Below are 19,353 nucleotides of genomic sequence, written 5' to 3'. Positions count from 1 at the left end.
TTTTTTGTGATTATAGAATAGATCTCTGCGTAAGTCTACAGTTTCATCGTAAAGAACCAGGGTCAATGGAAAATCGTTTGTCGAGCTTCTCGCTGCTAAGCCAACCTACATAAGTATTTAAAGGTCGATATTGATTGTCCATCACTAATACAGCCACAAATGGGTATTGTTTGCGATGTAAATAACGTACGTCCCCCCAGCGAACCATATATCCTGAAGGAAGTTCCTCGACTTCGGCTACTGCATAAGAGGTGAAGTATAGAAAGGACTGAATATCAGGGTGCGACTTGGATATCTCCACAGCGGGATGAGTCGAGCATACAGCATGTTTGAACCATTCCAGTCGGTTATTGACTAACTGCCCAACATCATAGCTGCCATCTTTTTTCACTTTTACTACGTTCCAGCGCTTTAGTGAAATTGTAGGGATTACAATATAACGTTCGCCGGCATTATGATGTAAATCCTTGAGTTTGATATTACGCGTAAGGCGTGCGTGAACGACGGTTCTCCAAATATAATAAAGAATAGTACAGGCATACAGCGTAATAAATAAAGGTTGCGGTGGAATGATCCCGGTGATCCAGAGAAGGATGGCTGCGATATGGCTACCAAATATAAATGGATCAAAAATGTGGATGATGTTCCATGCAATCCATTTCTCCGTGAATGGACGTGCAGCCTGAGTGCCATAGGTATTAAATAGATCAGAAAATACGTGAACACCTACACCAATGAAGCTCCAGAGCGCAATATGGCTTAGAGCTTGTAAATCAGTAAAACCAAATAAGGGCCCTAACACGAAGGAAATCAGCGCGGGCCACAGAATTAGAAAGGGTAGAGAATGTGTGATTCCTCGGTGATTTCGAATATACATTGCATTGTCCTTCAGTCGTAGCGCAGTATCGGCATCAGGAGCCTGAGAGGCGAGCACTGTTGCCAGCATAACAGCCCCGGCCAGTTTCGGATCAGAAGCAACGATGGCATCAACGAAGGAAAGCCCAGCTAAGCCTAGGCCCATAACTAAATGTGTAGCAGTATCCATTGGTCAGTTCTCCTTTGTTGTTCGGAAGTTCTCTATTTAATAATTACCCAAATACAGCTCTGGTTATTAAGGGGATTGAAATAAATACAAAATAAATATTGTCACGTAATTGTCGAATTCATGAACTTACTGTTCCATGACTGTCAAAGTCTTCACGGGTTTGTTATGATAAAGTTAACAGCGAAGTTAAAAAACTTCGGTTAGAACGTTACATGTTCGTTTAGAAGGAGGATCATTAGGTGTGGACAATCATATAACATTTCAAGCTTCTTCCGACTCTGCAGCCATGTCTGCAAAATCTCCACCGGAAGGTGCTAGCTGGCGTGATTTCATTGCTGTAACAAAACCCGGTATTATCCGATCTAACCTTATTGCCGCCTTTGCGGGATATTGGTTGGCCTCGGGTTGGGATGTTCATTACGGCAGATTAGTTCTGACTCTGCTCGGTACAATGCTGGTTATGGCTTCGGCCTGCGTTTTTAATAACTATTTCGACCGGGATCTGGACATGAAGATGGAAAGAACCCGAGAACGGGGGCTTCCTACAGGACGACTAAAACCAAACACTGTGTTATTATACGCCATTGGGCTTGGTATTGCAGGTTTGATCGTGCTGTTTGCTTTTTCAGGTATGCTTGCCGGTCTGTTTGGAATTGTTGGTATGTTCGTTTACGTAGTAGTATACACGCTTTGGTTGAAGCGGACATCAACATGGAGCACCTCCGTAGGTGCGATTTCTGGAGCAATGCCCCCAGTAATTGGTTATGTTGCGGTTTCAGGAACGGTTGATCTAGGCGCTTGGCTGATCTTTGCCATGTTGTTTCTATGGCAACCCCCTCACTTCTGGGCGTTGGGCATTAGACGTAAAGAAGAATATAGAGCGGCAGGATTTCCATTGTTACCTGTAGTTAAAGGGACGCGACGTACGAAATTTCAGATGATTCCTTATGTAGCCCTTTTGCTGCCTATTCCAGTGTTAATGTACGCCTACGATTACGCAGGCATATTTTTTCTAATCATTTCATCAGCGTTGTCCTTGGCTTGGTTAGTATTGACCTTGATGGGCTTTAAGGCTAAAGATGATGAAGTCTGGGCGAAGAAGAATTTCCTCTTCTCCATTAACTACCTGACAGTTAGTTTGATCGTACTTGTATTGAATACGATTCACGGTTAAGAAGAGGGAGGGTATACGTGTCCGTGCAAACCTTTAAGCGTTATAAATGGACTTGGCTTCTGCTAATACTTGCTTTGATTATGGCTGGTTATCTGGCAATTAACTCTTTGAATTTAGGAAAAGAGAAATTGCCAGTAATCGGAGAAGTGCAGGACTTTTCTCTTGAAAATGTGAATGGAGACCAGGTTACTCTGGCTGATACACAAGGTAAAGCACGGCTGGTATACTTCTTTTTTACACAGTGTCCGGATGTATGTCCTATAACTACGTTTTTGTTATCTCAGACACAGAAGATTCTGGTCGAGGATGGCAGTTTTGGTAAAGATACGGGTTTTGTTTCTATCTCTTTTGATCCGAAGAATGATACTCGGGAAGCTATTAAGGCTTTTGCAGACCGGTTTCAGGCGAATTATGATGGATGGTATTTCTTGCGGGGGGATCAGGAAGAAGTTCGTAAGTTAGCGACGGATTCTTTTAAAGTACTAATCGCAGGGAATTCCAAAGAAAATTTCGTACATGCCAACCGTATAGCGTTAGTTGACCGAGACAATCAACTTCGTGCATTGTATGATGCAGGAGATACGGAGAACGTAACTCCTGAATTTCTTGCCGATCAGCTGACGAAATTGGCTCGGGAATAGAACATAAACATTAAAAACGCCTTTTTCGAATCCCTCTTTATTGAGCGGATAACGAAAAAGGCGTTTTTTTAAATATACGATAGTATAAGTTTTATGCTATACATTATCCTTATACTTGTTTCAGCTAAAATGGAAGTGGTTCAGGGTAGATGATGAAATCTTCTAATCCGGCTTTTTCGAGCTGAGTGATGTTGTATTCATCAGGCGTACCCTCCACACCAGCATATCCGCGACGAGTATAAATATGATCGGCATCAGGGAAGGCATCCCGGAGCACACTGCGTATTTTTTTGCCAGAGCTATCGTTATCCAAATAAAGGTATATTTCTCCATCTCCTACTTGTTGCCGGAGGGATTCTAATTTTAGTGTATTTAATGTACCAAAGGTACATAGGATTTCTACTTCCGGTACCAGCACGCGGCGTAATCTGCTGCGATCGTTCTTACCTTCGACAATAATCGTTATGGACATTAGCTGACAATCACCTCCGGGAATGTGTCCAAGCTTCAGGCTCATTATAGTTTACCGAAGGATCGTCATTTTTAACAACTGTTTCTGCAAGAAAGTCTTCATTCCCCGGGAAATGTCGTAAAAGCAAAGAATCATGCGGCTCGCCCGTTCCATTTGGAAGTGAGGTTCGATAGTTTACCAGTGTTTTTAGGTGGAAGAAGAAGCAATGCTACCATTAGTAGTAGAAAGGCTATGAAGTAAGGAGAAACGAAGGACCTTAGCTGTCCAGCAGCCACGGGCCCAGCGAATGCACCAAGTGACATGGCTATCGACTGCATGGAGAAAGTCCGACCCATTCGCCCAGGGCCACCGAGACTAATAAAGAGTGATGCCATTGCAGGAAACAACACTCCTTTGGCTGCGCCGAGCATAAAAAGAATCGCAGCAGTCGGAATCCTGTGAAATGAGGCGAGTGCAAAGAAGCTGATGGCCATTCCCAGTAATGCTGCTGCTATTCTTCCACCCGGAGAAAGACGGTTCAGGAAGAGCATGCTGAGTGTTACCAAAGCACCTAAACTGAGGAGTGACAGTAGTATACCAGTGGAAAGAATACTGTTGCTCCCTGTTTGAGATAGTGGGAGCTCAAAAAAGAGAACGCCTTGTGAACAGGAAACGAAAAAAGGTAAAAGGTAATACCGTTTGGATACCAGATCATCATCTTTCGTTGGTATAGAAGGTTTATCTGGAACTTTTAATGCTGATGGCGCTGAGCTTAGCGGCTTTAATATATGTCTCGAAGGCGCAGGTACACTAAAAAAAGCCATGATTCCTGTTGCGATAAGGAGCCATCCAAGTGTGGTGAAGGTGCCAGAGTAGCCGGCTTTTGCTACGATAAAAGCTCCCGCAGCAGGCGATACAACTGAAGCTAACGTATGAACGATACCATGTCCGGACATATATTTACCCTGCTCTGTGGCATCGGATGACAAAGAAGCGAGTAACGTCATACAGGCTGGAGAGAGGAAAGCGAGCACGAATCCACTTGCTGCTCTTAGCATTAGCAGATGCCATGGAAGCTGTACATGAGCTTGCAGCAGTAGGATAGCTCCCGCTGCGACAAGGCTGAAGACGATGTAGCGACGGGAGCCATTACGATCGACGAGTACCCCTGCAAGCAGATTGCCGGGAAGGTGGGTCAACGAGTACATGCCCATCATCCAGCCAATAAAGGTGGGTCCCGCACCAAGAGAGATGGCAAAGGGCGTAAGGACGGGATACTGAGCATGTAAATCGAAGAACGCCAAAAAGAGAAATAAGTATAGCCACAGCGCAGTTTTCACAGGGAAACACCTCCGAGAGCCACCTACAGCACAAGTGAATGCAGGACGGCGTAATAATGAAGAACCAATTCTTAAGCACTACTTGTACTTTACGTGGGACAGAGAGGGCTTATACCGCTTTTTTAATTCCGCTAGTAGGTATACCTTTTACGGAGGGTGGAACCATGAATTATGATGGGTATTCATGTATAATAATTAATATTGGCGTTATGTCTATGGGAAGAGAGAATCCTTGGGACGAAACTAGGCGATAGGGGTGTTGTGAGATTGATGGATCCAGAGGTATGGTCACAGTTTATAAGGGAAAATTGGCTAGTTATTGTAATTGCGCTTGTCCTGCTGTTTGCGGTTGTTAATTTGGTTAAAACCGTTCTGAAATGGGCGATTGTCATCGTGATCGTTGTAGGTTTGTTCATCTATAGTGGTGTTACAATGGACCAAATTGGTAACGCTGTGAATAAGGTGGCAGATGGAACGGTAAGCACGCTGAAGAAGGAAGCGCAAGAGGTTATGCTTAAAGAAGCGCAGGATGCGAAGTACACTTCAAATGGAGACGGGACCTTTACGATTACAACGCCGAATATTGAAGTGAAGGGCGCAGCGGGTGAAGATAAAGTAGAGGTTACTTTCCGTGGTGTGAGTCTTGGAAAGTGGAGTGTTACAGATACGACAAAAACATTTATCGAGGAAGCCCGAAAACATCAATAACAGGCTTGGACTCAAAAATATAACAAGCGAGCAAGAACGCGACTGAAAGGAGAGAGCGGATATGATAAACGGATGGATGACTAGTGTGAGTGATGCTAATATCATCTCCATCGCCCTCCTGCTGGTTGTAGTCTTCTCTCTATTGCAAGGCTGGAGCAGAGGTTTCTCAAGCGCTACCGGAAGATTATTTGGGCTGCTGGGAACAGGATTATTTACTATAGCATCTTTGGTATTAGCTATCCCAGCTGCGGCCTACCTCAATCCCTATGTAGAGACTTGGGCATCGGGGATTAGTCTTCCTGATACGAAGCTTACACAGTGGCAGCAAATTTATTATACGGCGGTGTCTGTGTTATCAGAATCACCGCTAGTTCGATTTCTATTGTTACTCCTGATTTCTTATCTGTTAATTCGTATGCTCTTAGGACTGTTATCCATGTTGCTTCCTTTTCCACAATTGCGGCGTACTAAGAAGTTTAAAGACAGAAAGATTACGCAGGTAAGCCGTATGGGAGGAGCAATGGTTGGATTAATTATCGGCTTAATGCGTAGTCTGGTAATTGTTCTCGCTCTTTTCATCTGTGTTGGATTAAATCCGGAGAGTGGATTTAGTCGTTATGTGGAGTCCTCTCCAATCTATAGTCAGAGCGCTGCTGCTGTATTTGAACCTATTGTTGGTGAGACTGTGCAGAAGAAACTTCCTATTCTGACGAAGACCGTTGCAGCAGAGATGAATGATATCCTTCGCAGAAAATATGAGGTTATCGATCATGAAATTCCTCAGGATATTATAGGAGCAGCAGAAGACATTGTTGGACAAGCGCAAGATGAAGAGAAAAAAGCGAGACTTCTCTATGATTGGGTAGGTACACGCGTGACTTACGATTATGCTAAAGCTGACAATTATTTGCAAAAAAGGGTCTGGCATGAACAGACACCACAGGATACATTCGACACTCGGCAAGGGGTGTGTATAGACTATGCCCGACTGTACGCTGTGATGGCTCGTTCACAGGGCTTGCAGGTAAGGGTTGTAACAGGTCAGGGTTATGATGGGCGTGGCGGTTATGGTGCACATGCTTGGAATGAAGTATATATAAGTGATCGGCAAGCTTGGATTCCGTTGGATCCGACTTGGGCTAGCAGTGGAGATTGGTTCAATCCGAAGGATTTTGATGAAACGCATATTAGGGAGAACGCCCTCTGAGTGAGGGCGCTGAACTCCTGGGGTGTGGTACAATAAACTCAAGTAACGTCAGTTCTAACTTAAATGCGAGAGCATGCTCACAATAAGCAGCTAAGAACTCACCTTCATCATAAGAGTAATGTCTCAGGCAAAGGGTTGTCAGACATTTTTTTGAAATATAAGAAAGTATAAGCACTATACTTTATGTCTTATATTTCTCGCTTAAACACTTACCTTCCTTATAAGGACGGTCAAGGCGTTTATGCTTGTAGAAGGGGAGAAAGCTGGTGAGTTTGTTTGGTAAGCAGCTCCCGCCTAAGGACGGGATATCTTCAAGAAATTCTGTGGGTTTGAGACTGAATATTTTTTTCTTTGGCACTTTTTTTATTTTTTGTATTATTATCGTACGTCTTGCAGGTTTACAGTTTACTGAGGGAGCTCTGTTGAGTGAAGAAGAAACGAGCCGGGAAACGAAAATTGTTCCGCTCGCAGCGATGCGTGGGATTATTTTTGCTGCCGAAGGAGAGCAGATTGCCTATTCAACACCTACGGAGTCGCTTTACCTTACATTAACTAAAGATTATACAGCTAGAACGACAGATAAAGTAACGGGTGAGACCTCACTTACGGAGAAGGCGAAGTACAACTCCGATATGCTTGCAGCAAGGCTTGCAGCTGATTTTGCTAAATATGGAGATCCGAATGCACCGAAGCTGACGCAGCAAGATATCTTGGATTCATTAGATTTAGATTTCAAAAAGTATTTAGGTTATGTGCCGCGACGGATCAAGACTGGATTAATTCCAGAGGAAATAGCCTATTTCATGGAGCATAAAGACAATTATCCGGGGCTAACGATCGTGGAGGAGAGTGTTCGTCACTACGATAAAGATACGGTAGCGGTGCAGACAGTCGGCTTTGGAAAGCCGTTTAAATCGACTGAAGATATAGCGATGTATAAGAATGTCCGTAGTGAAATGAAAAAAGATTCTCCCCCTGGACTTATGTATAAAGCAGAAGAATATGTGGGGTTTGATGGTCTGGAAATGCAGTATCAACGAGAGCTACGAGGAGAAAATGGTTATCAGGTCATTTCGGTGACTCCTCAGAATATGGCTGAGAAGGTTGAACAGAACGTTGCTCCTGTAAAAGGTAATAATATCTGGATGACCATTAATAAGAAGATTCAGATGAAGACAGAACAGGCCATATTGGATCAGATTAAATGGCTGCATACCAATGCTGTTCAAGGTGAGACGCATCCAGATGCTTTAACCGGATACGCCGTAGCAATGGAAGTGGAGACTGGAAATATTGTCGCCATGGCAAGCATGCCGGATTACGATTCAAATATATGGACTAAAGACTCCTTACCAACACCTGTTTGGAATAAAATTATGAATAATCATCTAAACGGTACGATTACTTCGAATTCATCTGGTAGATCAGGTCATGATTTTAGTTCACTTGTATTTATGGGATCTACGATCAAACCATTAAGTGTGTTAATTGGTTTAAAGGAAGGTTTCTTTAATACCTCAACAACCTATTCAGATGTGGGCATTACTTATTTCGGTAAGGATAATAAATCATCCGTAAGAAATTCATCGGGTCACGTATATGGTTCACTAGATCCGGCCAAGGCGATTATGAACTCCTCTAATGTATTTATGATTGATATGGTGGGTAAGCAGCTTTACAAGAAATATCCGGGGGATAAAGGCATTGAGGTATGGGACAGATATATGAAAGAGTTCGGGCTGGGTGTATCTACGAAAAGTGGTCTCCCAGGTGAATCAGCGGGCCAGATTAACTATACTGATCTTAAGGCCGCAGGCAGCTCGCAGGCCGCACTTATCTATGCTTCTTTTGGCCAACAGGGCAGTTATACTACATTGCAGCTTGCCCAGTATGCTTCTACTCTTGCAAATGAAGGAGTGCGTATTAAGCCTCAACTCGTTAGCAAGATCACGGATGCGCAAGGTAAGGCGGTTAAGGAATTTCAAAGAGAAGTGCTTAATACGGTAACGTTTGACAAATCCTACTGGAAAGAGATCAAACAGGGGATGAGCAGTGAAGTTAGTGCCTTTGATGATTTTCCTTATGATTTTGCACGTAAGACAGGTACCTCTGAAAAAACAGACAGAAAAAATATAAACCGTGATAATGGGGTATTTATTGCCTTTGCTCCGCGAGAAAATCCGAAGCTAGCCGTAGCGGTTGTTATACCAGAAGGGGGCTTTGGCTCCAAAAGCGCTGCGCCGGTGGCTCGTAAAATTTTTGATGCCTATGATTGGGAGTACGGGCTCGATGGTGTGCCGAAAAAGAATGTCACTCCTGCGTCAGGCCCCGTTCAAGAATAATTAGAGAAAAAGGAGAGAAATAAACTGTGAGTTTTTTCCGTAAGCAGGCCTCACCTCCAGATGAGACCAACAGTAAAAGTTCCATAGGCCTGCGACTCAACGTGTTTTTCTTTAGCACGTTTGTTATATTTTGCGTAATTATTATACGCCTGGCTGTGTTGCAATTCGTGGAAGGACCCACTTTAACTGAAGTGGAGACAAGCAGAGATACCAAAAATGTACCGCTAGCTTCCATGAGAGGTGTAATTTATGCTGCTGAAGGTGAGAAGTTAGCGTACTCTACACCGGTTCAATCGCTGTATATTACGCTCAATAAGGAGTATACCGCTAAGCAAACAGATAAAATGACCGGTAAAACTACCCTAACTCCAGAAGCTAAAGCCAAGTCAGATGCATTGGCAGCCAAGCTGGTAGCTGATTTCAATAAATATGGTGATCCAAAAGCTGAGAAGATGACAGAAGCAGATGTTATTGACGCACTGGATTTATATTTCCGGAAATCACTTGGCTTTATGGCACGGCGAATTAAGGCGGACCTGACTACTCAGGAAGTGGCCTATTTCATGGAACATAAGGGAGAATACCCAGGCCTTGAAATTGTCGAGGAAAGCATTCGTCATTACGATAAAGATACGGTTGCCGTACAGACGATAGGTTATATCAAGCCTTTTAAATCAGCAAACAGCCTTAATATTTATAAGAATATCTTAAATGCTATGAAGAACAATCCGGAGCCAGGACTAACGTACAAGGACGACGAATTTGTCGGATTTGACGGCCTGGAGCTGCAGTATCAGAGAGAGCTTCGGGGACAAAACGGCTATCAGGAAATCTCCGTCAATCCACAGAACATGGCAGAGAAAGTCGAACGTGTAGTCCCTCCTGTCAAAGGCAATGACGTCTGGACAACTATTAATAAGAACATTCAGATGAAGACAGAGCAGGCGATTATGGATCAGATTAAGTGGTTGCATTCCAATACTGTACAGGGTAAAACGCATCCTAATGCTTTAACTGGTTACGCTGTAGCGATGGAAGTCGATACGGGGAATATCGTCAGTATGGCAAGTATGCCGGACTACGATACGAATATTTGGACATCGGGATCCTTATCCACAGATGTCTGGAACAGTATCATGGATAACTACCAGAACGGTACCATTAATCCGATTTCTTCAGGGACGTCAGGTAATGGACTTAGGTCTGTACTGCTACTAGGTTCAACAATTAAACCTTTGAGCGTACTCGTGGGTCTGAATGAAGGTCTCTTTACAACCTCAACCTACTATCCGGATAGAGGTTTCGCGACTTTTGGTAAAACAGGTCATGAAACTAAGGTAAGAAACTCCGGAGGACATGTGTACGGTTCTATGGACCCTGCAAGAGCGATTGAGAAATCGTCGAATGCGTTCATGGTGGACATGATCGGTAAACGATTGTATGACAAATACAAAAGCAAAGGCGTAGATGTCTGGGATAAGTATATGAAAGAGTTTGGACTTGGTGTATCCACGGGAAGTGGTCTGCCAAATGAATTCTTAGGACAGATTAACTATACCAATATAGAGGCTGCGGGTAGCGCCCAAGCGGCACTTGTATATGCTTCTTTCGGCCAACAAGGTAGTTATACGGTGTTGCAGCTTGCCCAATACGTAGCTACACTTGCTAATGAAGGACAGCGGATCAAACCTCAGCTAGTTAGCAAGATTACAGATGCTGACGGAAAAGTAGTCAAGGAGTTCGGTCGTGAGGTAATAGATGAAGTAACAGCCTTCGATAAATCCTACTGGAAAGAAATTCAACAGGGTATGCGAAGTGAAGTTAGTGCTTTTTCTGATTTCCCTTATGATTTTGCTCGTAAGACGGGAACATCTCAACAAGTAGCAAAGGGTCAAATTCGTGATAACGGTGTATTTATTGCTTATGCCCCACGAAATAACCCTAAGCTGGCAGTAGCCGTAGTTATTCCAGAAGGAGGCTTTGGTTCCCAGAGTGCCGCGCCGGTCGCACGTAAAATTTTTGATGCTTATGATTGGGAATATGGACTTGATGGCGTTCCGAAGAAGAGTCTACAGTCAGGTAATAATACAAATGATCCTGCGAATGAAGGAACGACTACAGGTACTCAGTAACTTTGACTCTAAGGTGAATAATGATTAAAAAATAAACAGCTGCTCTATTGAGAGCATAAAAGAATGGAGGGGTGGCAATGACTGCCAAATACCGCCTGCTTGCTTTGGATATGGATGGAACCCTACTGAATGATGAACAGATTATTACACCTACAACGGTGAAATGGCTTCAAAAGGCGGTCGACGCAGGCGTTCATGTCTGTCTGTCGACAGGCCGAGCTTTTACAAGTGCATTTCCATATGCTGAGCAGCTTGGACTAGAAACACCTATGATTACGGTGAACGGTAGTGAGATATGGCGAGCACCACATGAAATTTATCGGCGATCATTGATGGATCCTATGCTGGTACAACAAATGTATGAACTTGCTAAAGAAGATGACATCTGGTTCTGGGCCTATTCTACGGAAAAAGTCCACAAACAGGATAACTGGGATGGGGATGTAACGGGCAGAGAATGGCTTAAATTCGGTTATCACACCGAAGATGATGAGCTTCGTCATAAACTGCTGCTTCGTCTTCAAGATATGGGTGGATTGGAGATTACGAACTCCTCTCCACATAACCTGGAGATTAACCCTCTAGGAGTGAATAAAGCAGCCGGAATCATGGAAGTCTGTAAGCTGCTAGGACTAGACATGTCCCAAGTTATAGCGGTTGGTGACAGCCTCAATGACCTTGCAGCGATTCAGCAGTCAGGGCTTGGGGTTGCCATGGGCAACGCTCAGGAGACGGTTAAAGAAGAGGCTGACGTTGTGGTGGCTTCTAATAATAATGATGGAATTGCAGAAGTCATTCAAAAATATATTTTTAATGAAGCTATTGCGAAGTGAATCCATAGAGCATATTTGCTATTAGGAGGTTAAGTGTTGACGATCCTGGGTTGGATTCTTATTATTGCTTTATTTGCCGTAGGGCTAGCGGGGGCTGTGTACCCTATACTGCCTGGTGCGCTTGCGATTTATCTTGCCTTTTTCGTATATGGCTGGTTCTTTTCTTTCGAGCCTTTTGGTGTCTGGTTCTGGATCATTCAAACGCTGATCGTTGTAGTTTTATTTATTGCTGATTACGTTGTAGGGGCGTGGGGCGTTAAGAAATTTGGCGGCTCACGTTCATCGATTATCGGGAGTACGATTGGGCTAATCATTGGTCCTTTTGTAATCCCAGCCTTTGGACTTATTATTGGTCCGTTTCTGGGTGCCTTTATAGGAGAATTGATCGTAGGTTCTTCACCAGCTAAAGCTGCCAAAGTAAGTGTAGGATCAATACTTGGGTTGTTTAGTAGTACTGTTGTCAAAATTGTGCTACAAATTATTATGGTCGTCCTCTTTTTTATATGGGTCGTCCGGTTTTAATTTTAACAGTGAAGAAGGGGAAATGGTTTGTCCAAGAAAGAGTCTTTCGTAAAAGGCACGCTTATCCTTGCTGCTGCAGCTTTGGTGGCAAGGGTACTCGGGCTTGTTCAGCGGGTGCCGCTGGATCATATTTTTGATGATGTGGGGAGAGCATCATTTGGGGTATCGAACAATATCTATTTAATGCTGCTCACCGTGGCTACAGCAGGTATTCCAAGTACGCTCAGTAAAATGGTCTCCGAGCGGTACGCTCTGAATCGTCCTGAAGAGGCGAGACAAGTGTATCATGCAGCATTGCTGTTTTCAGTAGCAGCAGGGGTAATCATGACGGCCTTGCTGTACATAGGCGCTCCGTTCTATGCGACACATATTGCTGATGTACCTGAATCAGCGATGGCAGTTAGGGCTATTGCACCTGCGCTTTTACTTTTTCCGGCAATTGCCATGATGCGTGGATATTTTCAAGGGCGCAACAATATGATGGCTGGTGGTATTTCACAGATTGTAGAGCAGTTCGCTCGCGTACTAGTCGCTATTTTACTAGCTTATATTCTATTACAGCAGGGGTATAACAATACAACTATAGCTGCGGGAGCATCCTTCGGTAGCGTAATTGGTAGTATTGCAGCATTTGGTGTCATGATTTATTTTGCAATCAAGCTGCGCCGAGAGGATAAACAGCAAGGATTAAATTACAATACCACTCAAAAATTGCCGATTTGGGGAATTTACAAAGATATTTTCACACTATCAATTCCGATCGTGCTCTCTTCACTTACGATTCCCGTAGTGAATGTAATTGATACTTCTTTGGCTGTTCCACTGCTTATCGATCAGATGGGTAGAGAGAGTGCAACAGCAGCTTTGGGTATACTAACCACGCGTGCTCAAAGTGTGGCCGGAATTCCACCGGTACTAGCCATTGCACTAGGAACCTCGCTGATTCCGATCATTTCAGCTGCTTATGCCCGTCGGGATGAGGGACACTTGAAGAAGCAAATTACACTTGCTTTGCGGATTTCTATCCTGACAGGGATGCCAATTGTGTTGGCACTTGTGGCAGCAGCTTATTCTGTAAACGGGTTATTGTTCAGCAGCTTGGACGGAAGCGGAATTGTGGCGATGCTTACGATTGGAACGATCTTTCAGATCACCATGATGACAACGAACTCCATCTTGCTCGGTATGGGCAAATCACGCATTTCAATGTATTATGTGCTAGTGGGTATTATTGTTAAATTAGTCGCAAGCTTCTTGCTAAGTAAGATATTTGGGATCTACGGGATTATCGGCGCAACAGCACTTTGTTTCGTAGTTATTACTATTCTTAACTTACGGATGCTGAAATCCATTGTACCTTTCGAAATTATGGGTAAACGGTGGGGCGGCTTCGCAATTGCGGTTCTGGTGTCCGGTGGTATTGGTTTTGGACTTAACCAAGCTGGAATTCTGTTAACAGATCTAATGCCTGCACGTCTGGCATTTCTGATCACTTGTCTTGTTGTAGGGGCCGCAGTTGTTGTTATTTATCTGGTCATGCTAATTGTACTGGGTGTGCTTACTAAACAGGAAATCTCCAGTTATCCGCGTGCATTGCAAAAATTGCTCCATCCGCTGATGAAATTGCAGCCTGCGCGTGTTCGTATGAGAGAATAAGTTTGACTTCTGCATGACATTTTGCTTCACTTAAAGAATATAAATTTGACAGATATGGAAGAAAGGACTGAACAAGCTATGGATAAAATTAGTTCTCCTGCTGAATTTCAGGTAGCCATTCAATCTCCTCGATTAACTGTAGCCATCTTCAAGGCGGACTGGTGCTCGGATTGTAAATTTATCGATCCTTTTATTCCTGAGGTAGAGCAAGCCTATGCAGATCGTCTAACGCTGGTTGAGGTTGACGTTGATGCTGTGGGTGACGTTAGTCAGGAACAAAATATTATGGGTATTCCAAGCTTTGTCGCGTATTCCGATGGGCGTGAATTGGTTAGATTCGTTAATAAATTACGTAAATCCCGCGAGGAAATTGAGAATTTCCTGGATAAAGCGGTTCAAGTGCATCAAAGCCTTCAACAGTAATTCCGGAAAACCACCGCTTTCGCCTGTTCGAGCAAAAGCGGTGGTTTTTTAAGATGCTTCTTCATTACTAAAAACTGCGGGTGATATTTTTGTCGACAAATCAGTTGAAATGGCTTAGTTATCTTACTTGCCTTATCATGTTCCTCGCTGTACTAGGGGGAGCGGTTGTAACGAAGACTGGATCGGGATTGGAATGCGGAAATGAATGGCCGCTCTGTCATGGGAAATTGATTCCGGCCTATACTGTAGGTTCGATGATTGAATACACCCATCGCTTGTTTAGCGGATTGGCAGGGTTATTGTCACTTGCCTCGATGATTGCCTTTTGGCGTTATGCTCGAAATCGGCGGGACTTGTTAGTATATGCATTTATGACGTTGCTGTTTGTAATTGTTCAAGGTGGTATGGGAGCGCTTGCAGTGATTAAATCCCAATCTGCTGCTGTAATGGCACTGCATATGGGCTTTTCCTTGATTGCTTTTTCAAGTTCTCTAATGCTGGCTCTAGGAACTAAAAGGCGACATGAAGCAGGTGAGTACGATCCTAAGATGGAGCTTCAGAAGAAACCCGTCAGTAAGGCTTTCCGCAATTTAACCTGCTTCACGGCCTTATATTCCTATGTTGTTGTTTATATTGGAGCCTTTGTTAGTCATACGGATTCGCGCGGTGGATGTTCTGGCTGGCCGCTCTGTAACGGTGAATGGGTTCCCGAGCTTTCCGGGGGAGTAGGTATTGTTTTTACGCACCGGATTGCGGCTTTGATCTTATTCATTCTTACTGCGGTGCTTGGACATTTAGCTTTTTGGAAACATAAGGATTACCCAGAGCTAAGAGCTCTTGGCGTAGCGGCTGTTCTGCTGTGCTTGATGCAGGTATTTAGTGGTGCTGCTGTTGTTTACACACTTGATAATGAAAGATTGTACATATTTGCCGCTTTGGCTCATATTTTGTTGATCGCTAGTTTGTTTGGTGTCTTATGTTATATGAGTGTAAGAGTCTGGCAGCTGAATCGTGCGAGAAATGTCGTTGTTGAAAAAAATCCAACGAATCCAATGACACCGTTGTAACACCCTTGGTAGAAAGTTCCCACCGTGGATAGAGTCGCTTTACCTGCGGAATAATAAAGTGGAAATCGGTATATCGTGGTGCTGGACAAAACTTTAGGAGGACTGGGATATGCTGCGGGTTATACTTGGAGAGCCGCCTCGAAAGAACAGCGGTGTATTGGCTGACGCGATGGAGAACATGGCCACATTTGCAGCCTTACTGCGCAAGGAAATGAACGCTCATGAGGATAATGACCATGAATACCGCAAGCTGGAGATTTGGACACGTGGACTGATCTCCTCATTGGATGAATTGGAGCAAAGCTGGTTCGCAGCTGCTTTTTACCGGAAATCGGTAATCGCTGGTTATATGGACGATATGTCACCAGTGGAACAAGGCGATTATGCGCGGTATGTTTATTTTTATAAAGATGGATTTATTCGTGTGTTCTCTCTTCTGGACAAGCTTGGAACGGTACTGAATCATTTTTATGACCTCAAAACCTCCAAATTAAAAACGCACTTTTCTTATTTTACAGTACTGCGTCAACTTCAGTTATTGAATGTGCATCCTGCATTAGCGGATCAACTGGAACAGATCAAGAACTCTTATCGTGATCCACTGGAGAATCTACGCAAGCGCAGAAATGCTGAAATTCATTATATGAATTCCGAAATGCAGGATGATTTATGGCAGCGGCATCAAGGCTTGCATGACAAAATTCAGCTTGAGGATTTAGATAGCCATCTTGAGGATTTAAAGCAGTCCCTTGAAATGAACTGTAAAACATTAATCGCGGCATTCAGCTACAGCAATGAACAGCTGCGTAAGGAAATAAGCAAGGCAAAGCGTGTACAATCCTAAGCGTTCAAGATATTTCCTTTTGACAAAAAACAAGAAACTTACTATACTTATGCTTGCATTAAAGTCTGTACGAATTCAAACATAAAATTTCATACTCTATATCTTATCGAGAGTGGCGGAGGGATAGGCCCGATGAAGCCCGGCAACCGATTTGTATACAGCGCGATTAGCGTTATGTACAAATGTCATGGTGCTAATTCCTACAATGACGCAAGGTTTGTGGTCGTTGGCAGATGAGAAGGCATTGTCTAAATAAACACACAGAGCCTCTTGCGATCTGCATCGATCGTCGGAGGTTTTTTTGTATGGAATAAGTGAATTATAAAGGGGGCGACGAGCGTTGATTAATCTAAAAGGAATAACAAAGGTATATGGAAAAGGCAGCCATGCGGCTACAGCACTTTCCGGATTGAATTTGTCTATCGAAAAAGGTGAAATATTCGGAGTTATTGGCCATTCTGGAGCGGGGAAAAGTACATTGATCCGTTGCATTAATCTGTTGGAGCGTCCGACAGAAGGGGAAGTATGGGTAGATGGCATTGAACTAACCAAGCTTACCCAAGGCCAGCTGCAGGAGCAGCGGCGCAAGATAGGAATGATTTTTCAACATTTCAATCTGCTATCTTCTGCGACTGTATATGATAATATTGCTTTTCCTCTACGACTCACAGGTACCTCGAGAGCAGATATTGATGCAAAAGTGAAAGAACTGCTTGCTCTAGTTGGGCTTGAAGAACACCAGGATAAGTATCCGTCTCAATTATCAGGAGGACAAAAGCAACGAGTCGGCATCGCTCGGGCACTTGCCAGCGACCCTGATGTGCTGCTGTGTGACGAGGCAACCTCTGCGCTTGATCCACAAACGACAGACTCTATTCTTAAGCTATTGCTCGATATTAATAAACGGTTCCATCTGACTATTGTGCTGATCACTCACGAAATGCACGTGATTCAGAGCATTTGCGACCGTGTTGCGGTCATTCATGGTGGTGGTATCGTTGAGCAAGGTAAAGTCACGGAGGTATTCCTGAAGCCGCAGCATGAGGTCACTCGCGATTTCATTCGCAGTGAATCACAGAATGAGGGACCCCTTCGTACGGCGCTTGACGCTGCTGCTGGGGACAACTCTCAGGCCGTCAAAATTACTTTTTTCGGAGAGAAGACCTACGGCTCTGCACTTTCCAATGTAGTACGTGAGACAGGTGTTAGCTTCGCCATTCTGCATGGTACCATCTCAACGATAAAAGACGTACCTTATGGACAAATGATTGTTCGGTTCGAAGGTCCAGCTGAAGCGATCGCTGTGACGATAGCCGAACTAACCGCTCAAGGCCTTGAAGTGGAGGTGATTTCGTAATGAATTTCGCAGACTTAAACTGGCAAGAAATGATGGATGCTACAGTTGCTACCTTGCAAATGTTAATATTCTCTGGATTGTTCACAATTATTCTTGGTTTACCACTCGGAATTCTATTGTATTTATGGGGAAGATCGAATAGTATAGTAATCAGAGTAATTTACTCGGTCTTATCATTCTTTGTAAACATCTTGCGTTCCGTACCGTTTATCATTTTGATGGTGGCTTTAATTCCTTTTAGCAAAACCATCGTTGGAACCTCCATTGGAGTACTTGGTACGATTCCACCGCTCGTGATTGGTGCAGCTCCATTCTTTGCTCGCTTGGTGGAAACGGCATTAAGAGAAGTGGATCGTGGAGTAATCGAAGCGGCGCAAGGGATGGGAGCATCCACGAATCAGATCGTTATGCGTGTTCTTTTGCCAGAGGCTCGTCCAGGTCTGCTCGCTGGGGTTACGATCACACTGGTTACACTGGTCTCCTATACGGCAATGTCCGGGATGGTAGGCGGCGGCGGGCTAGGGGATCTAGCGATTCGTTACGGATATTACCGATATGAGAAGGAAGTTATGATTATCTCTGTAGTCTTGATGGTCATACTGGTGCAACTGCTACAAATGGCCGGTGATCGACTAGTACGACATTTCACACGGAAATAAGGTACGTCCATATATAGCCTTATTCATACAAATACCAAGGATAAGAGGGGGATTTAAAATGAAAAAATTACTACTTACTTTTTTTAGTCTGACACTGGTTGTGGTGCTGGCTGCTTGCGGCAATAACAATAATGCTTCTAACTCGGCTGCTACTAATGCACCAAAAGATGGTGCTGCAACTGAGTCATCTGCAGAACCTGTAAAATTGGTGGTTGGTGCTTCACCTGTTCCACACGCTGAGATCCTAAAAGCTATTGCTCCATTGCTTGAAGCGCAAGGAATTAAATTAGAAATCAAAGAATTCACTGACTATGTTCAACCAAACGTTCAGCTTTCAGAGAAGAATCTGGATGCTAACTTCTTCCAACATCAACCTTACCTGGATGACCAGAATCAAAAGAACGGTTCGGATCTAGTTTCTGTTACAGCCGTTCACGTTGAACCTTTTGGTGCTTATTCCAAAAAAATCAAATCCATCGACGAGCTGGCTGATGGTGCGAAAGTAGCCATCCCGAATGATGCTACAAACGGTGGTCGTGCACTGATCTTGCTTGCCAAAAATGGACTGATTTCTTTGAAAGATGATACCAACATCACATCTACCCAAGCAGATATCACTGAAAATAAGAAAAACCTTAAAATCATCGAGCTAGATGCAGCAATGTTAGGTCGTCAATTGGATGAAGTAGATCTTGCCTTGATTAACACTAACTATGCTTTGGAAGCTAACCTAGTTCCTACTAAAGATGCTTTGTTCATTGAGGGTACGGATTCCCCTTACGCTAACATCCTGGTAGCTCGTCCTGACAATAAAGATTCTGATGCAATCAAAAAGCTTGTCGCTGCACTGAATTCTCCAGAAGCTAAAGCTTTTATTGAAGAGCAGTACAAAGGCTCGATCATTCCAGCATTTTAAGACAGAAAGCTAACTTAATCTCTAATACAGCATAAA

At 43.8% G+C, this 19,353-nt stretch carries 18 protein-coding genes and 1 riboswitch; of the genes, 15 read left to right on the top strand and 3 right to left on the bottom strand.

Annotated elements, in window-relative coordinates; translation table 11 throughout:
- Nucleotides 1–43: 43 nt before the first annotated feature.
- Nucleotides 44–1,045: a metal-dependent hydrolase gene (locus tag MHI27_RS26020; RefSeq protein ID WP_405174992.1), complete on the bottom strand. Its 1,002-nt coding sequence runs from the start codon at nt 1,043–1,045 to the stop codon at nt 44–46.
- 241 nt (nt 1,046–1,286) lie between these two features.
- Here MHI27_RS26020 and cyoE point away from each other — a divergent pair, with 241 nt between their 5' ends.
- The gene (gene cyoE, locus MHI27_RS26015; RefSeq protein ID WP_042191612.1) at nt 1,287–2,219 is read left to right on the top strand and encodes a heme o synthase; all 933 of its coding nucleotides are present in this window, start codon (nt 1,287–1,289) and stop codon (nt 2,217–2,219) included.
- Between the two features lie 17 nt (nt 2,220–2,236).
- The gene (locus tag MHI27_RS26010) at nt 2,237–2,860 is read left to right on the top strand and encodes an SCO family protein (RefSeq protein ID WP_305953490.1); all 624 of its coding nucleotides are present in this window, start codon (nt 2,237–2,239) and stop codon (nt 2,858–2,860) included.
- Nucleotides 2,861–2,984: 124 nt separating this feature from the next.
- Here MHI27_RS26010 and MHI27_RS26005 read toward each other — a convergent pair whose 3' ends face one another.
- Both MHI27_RS26005 and MHI27_RS26000 read right to left on the bottom strand, forming a co-directional pair.
- On the bottom strand, nt 2,985–3,332 hold the full coding sequence (locus MHI27_RS26005) for a DNA primase (RefSeq protein WP_405174991.1): 348 nt from the start codon (nt 3,330–3,332) through the stop codon (nt 2,985–2,987).
- Between the two features lie 131 nt (nt 3,333–3,463).
- Nucleotides 3,464–4,651: an MFS transporter gene (locus MHI27_RS26000; protein ID WP_076285256.1), complete on the bottom strand. Its 1,188-nt coding sequence runs from the start codon at nt 4,649–4,651 to the stop codon at nt 3,464–3,466.
- Nucleotides 4,652–4,921: 270 nt separating this feature from the next.
- Between MHI27_RS26000 and MHI27_RS25995 the strand changes: the two genes are divergently transcribed.
- From MHI27_RS25995 to MHI27_RS25935, 13 genes are all read left to right on the top strand, one after another.
- Nucleotides 4,922–5,359 carry a hypothetical protein gene (locus tag MHI27_RS25995; RefSeq protein WP_042191604.1) on the top strand — a complete coding sequence of 146 codons (438 nt, stop codon included), beginning with the start codon at nt 4,922–4,924 and terminating at the stop codon, nt 5,357–5,359.
- Between the two features lie 61 nt (nt 5,360–5,420).
- Nucleotides 5,421–6,566 carry a transglutaminase domain-containing protein gene (locus MHI27_RS25990; RefSeq protein WP_405174990.1) on the top strand — a complete coding sequence of 382 codons (1,146 nt, stop codon included), beginning with the start codon at nt 5,421–5,423 and terminating at the stop codon, nt 6,564–6,566.
- Between the two features lie 266 nt (nt 6,567–6,832).
- A complete protein-coding gene (locus tag MHI27_RS25985) occupies nt 6,833–8,908 on the top strand; it encodes a peptidoglycan D,D-transpeptidase FtsI family protein (protein WP_405174989.1) in 2,076 nt (691 codons plus the stop codon).
- 26 nt (nt 8,909–8,934) lie between these two features.
- A complete protein-coding gene (locus MHI27_RS25980) occupies nt 8,935–11,040 on the top strand; it encodes a peptidoglycan D,D-transpeptidase FtsI family protein (RefSeq protein WP_405174988.1) in 2,106 nt (701 codons plus the stop codon).
- Nucleotides 11,041–11,117: 77 nt separating this feature from the next.
- Nucleotides 11,118–11,873 carry a Cof-type HAD-IIB family hydrolase gene (locus MHI27_RS25975; protein ID WP_076285252.1) on the top strand — a complete coding sequence of 252 codons (756 nt, stop codon included), beginning with the start codon at nt 11,118–11,120 and terminating at the stop codon, nt 11,871–11,873.
- Between the two features lie 36 nt (nt 11,874–11,909).
- Nucleotides 11,910–12,395, top strand: coding sequence for a DUF456 domain-containing protein (locus tag MHI27_RS25970; protein WP_076285251.1), 486 nt, complete (start codon nt 11,910–11,912; stop codon nt 12,393–12,395).
- Nucleotides 12,396–12,422: 27 nt separating this feature from the next.
- Nucleotides 12,423–14,051 carry a polysaccharide biosynthesis protein gene (locus MHI27_RS25965; protein WP_042191597.1) on the top strand — a complete coding sequence of 543 codons (1,629 nt, stop codon included), beginning with the start codon at nt 12,423–12,425 and terminating at the stop codon, nt 14,049–14,051.
- Between the two features lie 78 nt (nt 14,052–14,129).
- Nucleotides 14,130–14,474 (top strand): thioredoxin family protein, encoded by a 345-nt coding sequence (locus tag MHI27_RS25960; protein ID WP_042194485.1) that lies wholly within the window; start codon nt 14,130–14,132, stop codon nt 14,472–14,474.
- Between the two features lie 89 nt (nt 14,475–14,563).
- Entirely contained in the window at nt 14,564–15,541 is a 978-nt protein-coding gene (locus MHI27_RS25955; protein ID WP_076285250.1) for a heme A synthase, read from the top strand.
- 109 nt (nt 15,542–15,650) lie between these two features.
- Nucleotides 15,651–16,385: a Cthe_2314 family HEPN domain-containing protein gene (locus MHI27_RS25950; protein WP_042191592.1), complete on the top strand. Its 735-nt coding sequence runs from the start codon at nt 15,651–15,653 to the stop codon at nt 16,383–16,385.
- A gap of 100 nt (nt 16,386–16,485) precedes the next feature.
- Nucleotides 16,486–16,625: riboswitch (SAM riboswitch) on the top strand.
- Between the two features lie 100 nt (nt 16,626–16,725).
- The gene (locus tag MHI27_RS25945; RefSeq protein WP_339267032.1) at nt 16,726–17,742 is read left to right on the top strand and encodes a methionine ABC transporter ATP-binding protein; all 1,017 of its coding nucleotides are present in this window, start codon (nt 16,726–16,728) and stop codon (nt 17,740–17,742) included.
- Nucleotides 17,742–18,401: a methionine ABC transporter permease gene (locus MHI27_RS25940; protein ID WP_042191587.1), complete on the top strand. Its 660-nt coding sequence runs from the start codon at nt 17,742–17,744 to the stop codon at nt 18,399–18,401. The genes MHI27_RS25945 and MHI27_RS25940 overlap by 1 nt, the downstream gene beginning before the upstream one ends.
- 58 nt (nt 18,402–18,459) lie before the next feature.
- Nucleotides 18,460–19,317 (top strand): MetQ/NlpA family ABC transporter substrate-binding protein, encoded by an 858-nt coding sequence (locus tag MHI27_RS25935; RefSeq protein ID WP_341124094.1) that lies wholly within the window; start codon nt 18,460–18,462, stop codon nt 19,315–19,317.
- Nucleotides 19,318–19,353: the final 36 nt, after the last annotated feature.

This window comes from Paenibacillus sp. FSL H8-0261, assembly GCF_045040645.1.
In the GTDB taxonomy this organism is placed as follows: domain Bacteria; phylum Bacillota; class Bacilli; order Paenibacillales; family Paenibacillaceae; genus Paenibacillus_AQ.
Note: the sequence above shows the minus strand (reverse complement) of the source record. Positions and strands in the feature narration are given on the sequence as shown.

Excerpts from the sequence above, each read along its gene's own strand:
- MHI27_RS26020 (WP_405174992.1), bottom strand. The coding sequence starts at position 1,045 with ATGGATACTGCTACACATTTAGTTATGGGCCTAGGCTTAGCTGGGCTT.
- MHI27_RS26005 (WP_405174991.1), bottom strand. The coding sequence starts at position 3,332 with ATGTCCATAACGATTATTGTCGAAGGTAAGAACGATCGCAGCAGATTA.
- MHI27_RS25995 (WP_042191604.1), top strand. The coding sequence starts at position 4,922 with ATGGATCCAGAGGTATGGTCACAGTTTATAAGGGAAAATTGGCTAGTT.
- MHI27_RS25990 (WP_405174990.1), top strand. The coding sequence starts at position 5,421 with ATGATAAACGGATGGATGACTAGTGTGAGTGATGCTAATATCATCTCC.
- MHI27_RS25975 (WP_076285252.1), top strand. The coding sequence starts at position 11,118 with ATGACTGCCAAATACCGCCTGCTTGCTTTGGATATGGATGGAACCCTA.
- MHI27_RS25960 (WP_042194485.1), top strand. The coding sequence starts at position 14,130 with ATGGATAAAATTAGTTCTCCTGCTGAATTTCAGGTAGCCATTCAATCT.
- MHI27_RS25950 (WP_042191592.1), top strand. The coding sequence starts at position 15,651 with ATGCTGCGGGTTATACTTGGAGAGCCGCCTCGAAAGAACAGCGGTGTA.
- MHI27_RS25940 (WP_042191587.1), top strand. The coding sequence starts at position 17,742 with ATGAATTTCGCAGACTTAAACTGGCAAGAAATGATGGATGCTACAGTT.
- MHI27_RS25935 (WP_341124094.1), top strand. The coding sequence starts at position 18,460 with ATGAAAAAATTACTACTTACTTTTTTTAGTCTGACACTGGTTGTGGTG.